Source organism: Gemmiger formicilis (assembly GCF_016900095.1).
Classification (GTDB): domain Bacteria; phylum Bacillota; class Clostridia; order Oscillospirales; family Ruminococcaceae; genus Gemmiger; species Gemmiger formicilis_A.
Window position 1 is genome coordinate 22,766 of record NZ_JACJJP010000035.1, and the last position, 7,492, is coordinate 30,257.

Here is a 7,492-nt window from a genome sequence, read left to right on the forward strand (position 1 = left end):
TTTTGATGTGAAAGCGAGGGATGGTCATGCATCGGGATTTTCAGGCCGAAGCCAAGGTGTTCAAGGCTCTGTGCGACCCCAAGCGGCTGGCCATCCTGCAGCAGCTGCGCAGCGGGGAAAAATGTGCCTGTGTCTTGCAGGAACCCCTGGACCTGACCCAGCCGGGGCTTTCCTACCACATGAAGATCCTGTGCGAATCCGGACTGGTGGAAAGCACCCAGGTGGGCAAGTGGACCCACTACCGCCTGAGCGAAACCGGGCGGCAGCGGGCGCTGGACCTGCTGGCGGAACTGACCCGCCCCAACAGCGAGGGGGAGCATTCCGGCGGCTGCAGCTGCGGCCGATAAAAAGAGCGCCGTGGAACGCGGCGCCTTTTTTGGGAGCATCACATCAAAACTTTTTTATCTGTGGCCCTGCCACACAAGACAAGGAGTGACCCGTATATGACCATCTGGCAATGGATCCAGAACGAACTGCTGGGCATGCAGTGGCTCAACCGCCTTATCGGCAGTGGATTGGCGGCCCTGGAGGTGGACAGCTCCACCCGTCTGGGGGGAAGCCTGCAATTTTTCCTGTACGACGTAATCAAGATCACCATTCTGCTCTGTGTGCTGATTTTTGTGATCTCCTACATCCAGAGCTACTTCCCGCCCGAGCGGGGCCGCCGGATTCTGGGGCGGCTGCACGGGCTGGGGGCCAACACCGCCGCGGCGCTGCTGGGCACCGTCACCCCCTTCTGCTCCTGCTCCTCCATCCCGCTGTTCATCGGGTTCACCGGGGCGGGGCTGCCCCTGGGCGTCACCTTCTCCTTCCTGATCTCCTCCCCCATGGTGGACCTGGGCAGTCTGGTGCTGCTCATGAGCATCTTCGGCGCCAAGGTGGCCGTGGTGTATGTGGTGCTGGGGCTGGTCATCGCGGTGGTGGGCGGCACCCTCATTGAAAAACTCCGCCTGGAAGACCAGGTGGAGGATTTTGTCCGCCACGCCGCCCGCCCGGCGGAGCTGGACCTGCCCGAACTGCGGGTGCGGGACCGGCTGGCCTACGCCCGCAACCAGGCGGTGGGCACCCTGCGCAAGGTTTTCCCCTACATCCTCATCGGCGTGGGGGTGGGCGCCCTCATCCACAACTGGATCCCCGAAAGCTGGGTCACCGCCGTGCTGGGCAGCCACAACCCCCTGGGCGTGGTGCTGGCAGTGCTGGTGGGCGTGCCCATGTACGCCGATATCTTCGGCACCATCCCGGTGGCCGAAGCCCTGCTGGCCAAGGGCGCCCAGCTGGGCACCGTCCTTTCCTTCATGATGGCGGTTACCACCCTGTCCCTGCCTTCCCTGATCATGCTGCGCAAGGCGGTCAAACCCAAACTGCTGGCCGTGTTTGTGGCGGTGTGCGTGGTGGGCATCGTCCTGGTGGGCTACCTGTTTAATACACTTCAGATATTTTTGCTGTAATAGTACAAGGAGGAATTTATCATGGCATTTCTGTTTGGCAAGAAAAAATCCGAACCCACTTCCTGCGGCTGCGCTTCCGGCTGCAGCACCCCCGCTGCGGACAACACCGGGGCCGCGATCCTGATTCTGGGCGGTGGCTGTGCCAACTGCCAGGCCCTGGAACGGGCGGTGCGCGCCGCCATGGAGGAACTGAACATCCGGGAAGAGGTGGGCCACGTCACCGACTTCGCCCAGATTGCCGCCTACGGGGTGCTGACCACCCCGGCCCTGGTGGTGGACGGCCAGGTGCTCAGCGCCGGGCAGGTGCTCAGCGTGGAGCAGGCCAAGGCTCTGCTGGCGAAAGTGAGGGGCTGAAATGGCGCACAAACCCGTGGTGGCCTTTGTCTGCGTGCACAATTCCTGCCGCAGCCAGATGGCCGAAGCCCTGGGCCGGCATCTGGCGGCCGACGTGTTCACCAGCTGTTCCGCCGGCACCGAGACGGTGCCCCGCATCAACCCCGACGCGGTGCGCCTGATGGGGGAGATCTACGGCATTGATATGCAGGGTCAGTACAGCAAGACCCTGGACAAGCTGCCCCCGGTGGATGTGCTCATCACCATGGGGTGCAACGTCCAGTGCCCGGCGCTGCCCTGCAAACGGCGGGAGGACTGGGGCCTGGAAGACCCCACCGGCAAGGGCGACGAGGAATTCCGCAAGGTCATTGCCGCCATCGAACAGAAGGTGCTGGCCTTGCGGGACAGCCTGCAAAACGGGGTGTGACTCAGCTCACCGGCTCGCTCTTGAACAGCCCCTGCTCCACCAGGCCCAGAAAGTCCGCCAGCAGGTAGGCCATCTGGGCGTCCCCGTAGGACACCGGTCCCATCACCACCACCTTGGTGCCGTTGTCGTAGCTCTCGATGGAATACAGCCCGCCCAGGTTCAGCCAGTCCGCAAACTTGCGGAAGATCTCCGCATCCCCCGCCGACACCGGCCCGATGACCAGGGTCTGTCTGGTGGCGGTGGGCGGGGCGGGACGCTGCACCGGGCCTTCCCCCGGACCGTAGGTGTACACCGCGGCGGAAGCGGTGTTGAAGTCTCCGTCCAGCCACACCAGCGGGTTGCGCCGCACCCCGTCCCAGATCACCTCAAAGTGCAGGTGGGGGCCGCTCACGTTGCCGGTCTGCCCGCTGTACCCGATGAGCTGGCCTTCCCCCACGTTGGTGCCGGCAGCCACCGCCAGGCTGGACAGGTGGGCGTACCGGGTCTGCAAAGTCTTGCCCTGGGCGGCCGCGTGGCGGATGCGCAGCGCCGTGCCGTAACTCTGGTTGCCGGTGGTGGTGCGCCCGTCCCACACCTGGGTCCAGTCCACCGTGCCGTTTTCCGCCGCGTAGACCGGGGTGCCCACCGCCGCCCGCATATCAATGGCGCCGTGGTAGCTGCCGTCGTTGTAGTAGTATCCGGCTGTCAGGGTGTGCTGGGCCAAAGGCCAGCTGAGCAGCACGGTGCCGTTGGAAAGTCTCATGGGACCATCGCCTCCTTGCCCTCACCATACGCGGCGCGGGGCAAAGATGTGAATAAACCGACAAAAACGCCCCGGCGGGCCGCAAGGCCTGCCGGGGCGTTTGTCCCTGTGTTCAGGAAAGGGTGAGGTCGCCGTCTTTGATCCAGCCGGCCTTGCGCAGGGGCATGGCCACCAGCGGGGTGAGCACGGCGGGCAGCACGAGGCAGATGAGCACCAGCCCCACCCAGTCAAAGGCGGACACCGCCGGGCGCAGGCCCGCGGCCGCATCGGCCACCCAGCCGGTGTACACCCCGATGGGCCCCACCAGCCCGCAGGTGCCCATGCCGCTGGACACGGCGGGTCCGTTCTGCTCCAGCCGGAACAGGCAGGTGGCCAGGGGACCGGTGATGGCCGAAACCACCGTGGGGGAAATCCACACCCGGGGATTGCGCAGGATGTTGGGCATCTGGAGCATACTGGTGCCCAGGCCCTGGCTCACAAGGCCGCCCACGCCGTTTTCCTTCCAGCTCATCACCGCAAAGCCCACCATCTGGGCGCAGCAGCCCGCCACGGCGGCGCCGCCGGCCAGACCGGTCAGGCTCAGGGCGGCGCAGATTGCCGCCGAGGAGATGGGCAGGGTCAGGGCCACGCCCACCAGCACCGATACGATGATGCCCATGAGCAGGGGCTGGAGCTCGGTGGCCCACATGATCACGCTGCCCACCGCCGAGGCCGCCGCCCCGATGGCCGGGGCAAACAGCACCGACAGCCCCACCCCGGCCAGGATGGTCACCGCCGGGGTGACCAGGATGTCGATGCGGGTCTCCTTGCTGACCAGCTTGCCCAGTTCCGCCGCCACAATGGCGATGAGATAGACGGCCAGGGGTCCGCCCGCCCCGCCCAGGGTGTTGGCGGCGCCGCCCACCGCAATCAGGCTGAACAGCACCAGCTGGGGCGCCTTCAGGGCGTAGCCGATGGACGCCGCCATGGCCGGGCCCGCCACCGCCGTGGCATAGGTGCCCGCATCCACCAGAAAGGCCAGTCCGGTCTGTTCGCCCAGCGTCTTGATGATGGTGCCGATGAGCAGACTGGCGAACAGGCCCTGGGCCATGGCGCCCATGGCGTCGATACCGTAGCGGTGCGCCGAGAAGATTACGTCCTTGCGCTTGCAGAATTCCTTGAAACTTACCACAAAAATTCCTCCTGCTTTTGAGCATTTTTGCCAAAACGAAAGAGTTGAAAGCATTGTAGCACGGGGCAGGGGGGATTGCAAGCACCTTGCGAAAAAACAGCGGTTGCGGTACAATGAATCACGGAACCCAATGTATAAAGGAGTATGATCCCTCATGATCGAAACTTTTACCACCCGCATCACCTCGTACGGGCTGGACCGCCGGGTGTTCATCCGCCTGCCGGACGCCTGGAAGACCGCCGGAAAGAAGTATCCGGTGATCTACATGTTCGACGGCCACAACCTCTTTTTTGACGAGACGGCCACCTACGGCACCTGCTGGGGCCTGAAGGAATACTACGACGCCCACCCGGACTACATTGTGGTGGGTGTGGAGTGCAACCACGAAGGCAACAAGCGGCTGGAAGAATACTGCCCCTATGACAGCGATTGGTTCGGGGGCATCCGGGGCACCGGCAAGGTGTATCTGGACTGGCTGTGCGGCGAGTTCAAGCCCTTTGTGGACAAGACCTGGCCCACCCTGCCCGACCGCGCCCACACCGCCATTGCGGGCAGCAGCATGGGCGGGCTGATGAGCCTGTATGCCGCCGTGGCCCACAACGAGGTATTCTCCAAGGCGGGGTGCCTGTCGCCGTCGGTGCGGCTGTGCATGGACCCGCTGCTGGCCGACCTGAAAAAGGCCCGGCTGCGGGGGTACACCAACGTTTACTTCAGCTGGGGCGAAAAGGAGACCAAGGACCAGCACGGTCTGGCCCAGTACACCGAGAACGCCCTGATGGTGACCCGGGCGCTGCGCAAGGCCGGGGCGTCCGTCTACGACTACCTGCAGATGGACGGGGCCCACTGCGAGGCCGACTGGGCCAAGCAGGTGCCCCTGTATATGCATGTGCTTTTCGGAGAACCCTGTGAGGAGGACCAGGCATGAGCAGCCGCGCCAAACGCAAGCAGGCCGCCCGGGCAGCGGCCCCCCAACCCCGGACCGATGCCTCCGCCCCCGTCCGGCCGGAGGTGCCCGCCGCCGCCCGGTGGATGGCGGCGCTGTGCTACCTGAATATTCTCATTCTCATCCCCGCCTGCAGCCGCTGGCGGCACCATGACTTTGTGCGGTTCCATCTGAACCAGGGCCTGGTGCTGCTGGCCATGATCGTGGTGTTTGCGGCCATGGGATTTGTGCCCTACTGCTACGAATTCTCGGTCAGCTGCAGCCTGCTGGTGGAGGTCATGTCCATTGTGGGTCTGGTCACCGCCCTGCGCCGCAAAACCGACCCCTTGCCGGTCATCCGCAATGTGACCCGCAATTTTCATCCGTTCTGAACCAATCTCAAAGGAGTGACAAGTATGAGCAAAGCTGTGATCTTTTTTGCCCCCGGCCTGGAAGAGTGCGAGGGCCTGCTGTGTGTGGACATCCTGCGCCGCGCCGGGGTGGATGTGACCATCGCCGCCGTGGGCGGGGAGAAGGTCGTCCGGTCCGCCCGTCAGGTGAACGTGGTGGCCGATGCCCTGGCCGAGGAGCTGGATTATTCCCAGTTTGACGCCGCCATTCTGCCCGGCGGCATTCCGGGGGTGCACAACCTGAAAGCCAGCGACACCGTCAAGGAAGCCTGCACCCGCATGGCCGCCGACGGTAAGATCGTGTCTGCTATCTGCGCCGCCCCCACCGTGCTGGCCGCCTTCGGCCTGCTGCAGGGCAAGCGCGCCACCGTCTACCCCGGCATGGATGAGGCCCTCACCGCCGGCGGCGCCGAGTACACCGGCCTGCCCCTGTCGGTGGACGGCAACATCATCACCGGCGAGGCTCTGGGCGCTGCCATCCCCTTTGCTTTGGCCCTGGCGTCCCGCCTGGCCGGCCCGGACGCTTCCGCCACCGTCAAGAACGCCATCGTCTACCGCTATTGATGGCCCTATAAACGCATAAAAAAACCGCCCGCCGGGGCTTCACAACCCGGCGGGCGGTTTTTGCGTTTCTCAGCTGTTGCGATCGATGATGGCCAGCTCTTCCTCGGTGAAATCGGGGCTTTGCAGCACTTTCAGATCGTCCAGAACCTGTTCCGGACGGCTGGCGCCCACCAGCACGCTGGTCACGGCGCCGTCTTTCAGAATCCATTTCAGCGCCATGGTGGCCAGGCTTTCGCCCCGACGGGCGGCCAGGTCGTTCAGGGCGGTGATCTGGGCCAGGCGTTCGGGGGTCAGGGCGTTGTCCTTCAGGAACCGTCCGTCGGTGCGCATGCGGCTGTCCTCCGGAATGCCGTGCAGATACCGGTCGGTGAGCAGGCCCTGGGCCAGGGGGCTGAAGGCGATGATGCCCTTGCCCAGGCGCACGGCGGTGTCCTTCAGACCGTTTTTCTCGATGGTGCGGTCAAAGATGGAATAGCGGTTCTGGTTGATCACAAAGGGGCAGTGCAGGTCGGTCAGGATGGCGGCAGCCTTGGCCATGGTGGGACCGTCGTAGTTGGAAAGCCCGGCGTACAGCGCCTTGCCGCTCTTGACCGCCTGGTCCAGGGCACCCATGGTCTCTTCCAGCGGGGTATCGGGGTCCATGCGGTGGTGGTAGAAGATGTCCACGTAGTCCAGGCCCATCCGCTGCAGGCTCTGGTCCAGGCTGGTCAGCAGGTATTTCCGGCTGCCGAAATCCCCGTAGGGGCCCGGCCACATGCCGTAGCCCGCCTTGGTGGAGATGAGCAGCTCGTGACGGTGGGCGCCCAGCTCTTCCCGCAGGATGCGGCCGAAATTGCGCTCGGCGGCGCCGGGTTCGGGACCGTAGTTGTTGGCCAGGTCAAAGCTGACGATGCCGTGGTCGAAGGCGGTCAGGCAGATGGCCTTCATGTTGTCGTACCGGGCGGTGTCGCCGAAATTGTGCCACAGGCCCAGGGAGAGGGTGGGCAGCTTCAGGCCGCTGTGGCCGCAGCGGTTATAGACCATGGAATCGTAACGATCGGAAGCAGGGGTATGCATGGGATAAATCCTCCTTTTCGGGGGGCCGCCGACTTCAGCGGTCCAGAATATGGGTGGCAAAAGGTGCCAGGGTCAGGGAAACTTCCCCTTCGGGCAGAAGCACCGCGGTGTGACGGGTCTGGTCGGTGTTGTTGATGACCACCAGCTTGCCCGTTTCGGGGAACCAGGCGCACTCGGTGCCCGGGTCGGTGGTCAGGTAGGCGGTGCGCAGCGGCATCCCCTTGGCCCACAGCATCAGGTTGAGCAGCAGGCGGGCGTTCTCCGGGCTGTAGGCAAACCCGGCCAGGTAGATGCCCCGCCCCTGGCCGAAGGCGTGGGTGGCAATGGACGGACAGCCGTCCTTTTCCGCCAGGACCCGGGTGTCCTTGTCGGTCAGGTAGAGGTGGTCCCGGGTGCAGAGGGTGGCGCCCTCGGGGATC

Annotated in this window: 11 protein-coding genes; 7 read left to right on the top strand and 4 right to left on the bottom strand. The window is 64.7% G+C overall.

What is annotated here, in order from left to right; translation table 11 throughout:
• The first annotated feature begins 26 nt into the window (after positions 1-26).
• The 4 genes from H6B15_RS13325 to H6B15_RS13340 all read left to right on the top strand — a co-directional run bounded on the left by H6B15_RS13325 (position 27) and on the right by H6B15_RS13340 (position 2,208).
• Positions 27-347 (top strand): ArsR/SmtB family transcription factor, encoded by a 321-nt coding sequence (locus H6B15_RS13325; protein WP_204648497.1) that lies wholly within the window; start codon positions 27-29, stop codon positions 345-347.
• A gap of 96 nt (positions 348-443) precedes the next feature.
• Positions 444-1,448, top strand: a complete 1,005-nt coding sequence (locus H6B15_RS13330) for a permease (protein ID WP_204648498.1) — start codon at positions 444-446, stop codon at positions 1,446-1,448.
• A 21-nt stretch (positions 1,449-1,469) separates the two neighbouring features.
• A complete protein-coding gene (locus H6B15_RS13335) occupies positions 1,470-1,802 on the top strand; it encodes a thioredoxin family protein (RefSeq protein ID WP_204648499.1) in 333 nt (110 codons plus the stop codon).
• 1 nt (position 1,803) lies between these two features.
• The gene (locus H6B15_RS13340; RefSeq protein ID WP_204648500.1) at positions 1,804-2,208 is read left to right on the top strand and encodes an arsenate reductase ArsC; all 405 of its coding nucleotides are present in this window, start codon (positions 1,804-1,806) and stop codon (positions 2,206-2,208) included.
• Between the two features lies 1 nt (position 2,209).
• Here H6B15_RS13340 and H6B15_RS13345 read toward each other — a convergent pair whose 3' ends face one another.
• A complete protein-coding gene (locus H6B15_RS13345; protein ID WP_204648501.1) occupies positions 2,210-2,950 on the bottom strand; it encodes a M23 family metallopeptidase in 741 nt (246 codons plus the stop codon).
• Between the two features lie 112 nt (positions 2,951-3,062).
• Positions 3,063-4,121 carry a PTS sugar transporter subunit IIC gene (locus tag H6B15_RS13350; protein ID WP_204648502.1) on the bottom strand — a complete coding sequence of 353 codons (1,059 nt, stop codon included), beginning with the start codon at positions 4,119-4,121 and terminating at the stop codon, positions 3,063-3,065.
• A 154-nt stretch (positions 4,122-4,275) separates the two neighbouring features.
• Here H6B15_RS13350 and H6B15_RS13355 point away from each other — a divergent pair, with 154 nt between their 5' ends.
• The 3 genes from H6B15_RS13355 to H6B15_RS13365 are packed head-to-tail and all read left to right on the top strand — an operon-like array spanning position 4,276 to position 6,017.
• The gene (locus tag H6B15_RS13355) at positions 4,276-5,046 is read left to right on the top strand and encodes an alpha/beta hydrolase (RefSeq protein WP_204648503.1); all 771 of its coding nucleotides are present in this window, start codon (positions 4,276-4,278) and stop codon (positions 5,044-5,046) included.
• Positions 5,043-5,435: a hypothetical protein gene (locus H6B15_RS13360; protein ID WP_204648504.1), complete on the top strand. Its 393-nt coding sequence runs from the start codon at positions 5,043-5,045 to the stop codon at positions 5,433-5,435. Before H6B15_RS13355 ends, H6B15_RS13360 begins: the two co-directional genes overlap by 4 nt.
• A 24-nt stretch (positions 5,436-5,459) precedes the next feature.
• Positions 5,460-6,017, top strand: a complete 558-nt coding sequence (locus H6B15_RS13365; RefSeq protein ID WP_204648505.1) for a DJ-1 family glyoxalase III — start codon at positions 5,460-5,462, stop codon at positions 6,015-6,017.
• Positions 6,018-6,086: 69 nt separating this feature from the next.
• On the opposite strand, the gene H6B15_RS13370 is transcribed toward H6B15_RS13365, so the two are convergent.
• Complete coding sequence (locus tag H6B15_RS13370; RefSeq protein WP_204648506.1) at positions 6,087-7,073, bottom strand: aldo/keto reductase; 987 nt, start codon at positions 7,071-7,073, stop codon at positions 6,087-6,089.
• 34 nt (positions 7,074-7,107) lie between these two features.
• The coding region (locus tag H6B15_RS13375; RefSeq protein WP_275951012.1) for a lacto-N-biose phosphorylase central domain-containing protein at positions 7,108-7,492 on the bottom strand (385 nt) is incomplete at its 5' end.

Coding starts and splice junctions, on each gene's coding strand:
- H6B15_RS13330 (WP_204648498.1), top strand. CDS start 444: ATGACCATCTGGCAATGGATCCAGAACGAACTGCTGGGCATGCAGTGG.
- H6B15_RS13360 (WP_204648504.1), top strand. CDS start 5,043: ATGAGCAGCCGCGCCAAACGCAAGCAGGCCGCCCGGGCAGCGGCCCCC.
- H6B15_RS13355 (WP_204648503.1), top strand. CDS start 4,276: ATGATCGAAACTTTTACCACCCGCATCACCTCGTACGGGCTGGACCGC.
- H6B15_RS13365 (WP_204648505.1), top strand. CDS start 5,460: ATGAGCAAAGCTGTGATCTTTTTTGCCCCCGGCCTGGAAGAGTGCGAG.
- H6B15_RS13370 (WP_204648506.1), bottom strand. CDS start 7,073: ATGCATACCCCTGCTTCCGATCGTTACGATTCCATGGTCTATAACCGC.
- H6B15_RS13325 (WP_204648497.1), top strand. CDS start 27: ATGCATCGGGATTTTCAGGCCGAAGCCAAGGTGTTCAAGGCTCTGTGC.
- H6B15_RS13340 (WP_204648500.1), top strand. CDS start 1,804: ATGGCGCACAAACCCGTGGTGGCCTTTGTCTGCGTGCACAATTCCTGC.
- H6B15_RS13335 (WP_204648499.1), top strand. CDS start 1,470: ATGGCATTTCTGTTTGGCAAGAAAAAATCCGAACCCACTTCCTGCGGC.
- H6B15_RS13345 (WP_204648501.1), bottom strand. CDS start 2,950: ATGAGACTTTCCAACGGCACCGTGCTGCTCAGCTGGCCTTTGGCCCAG.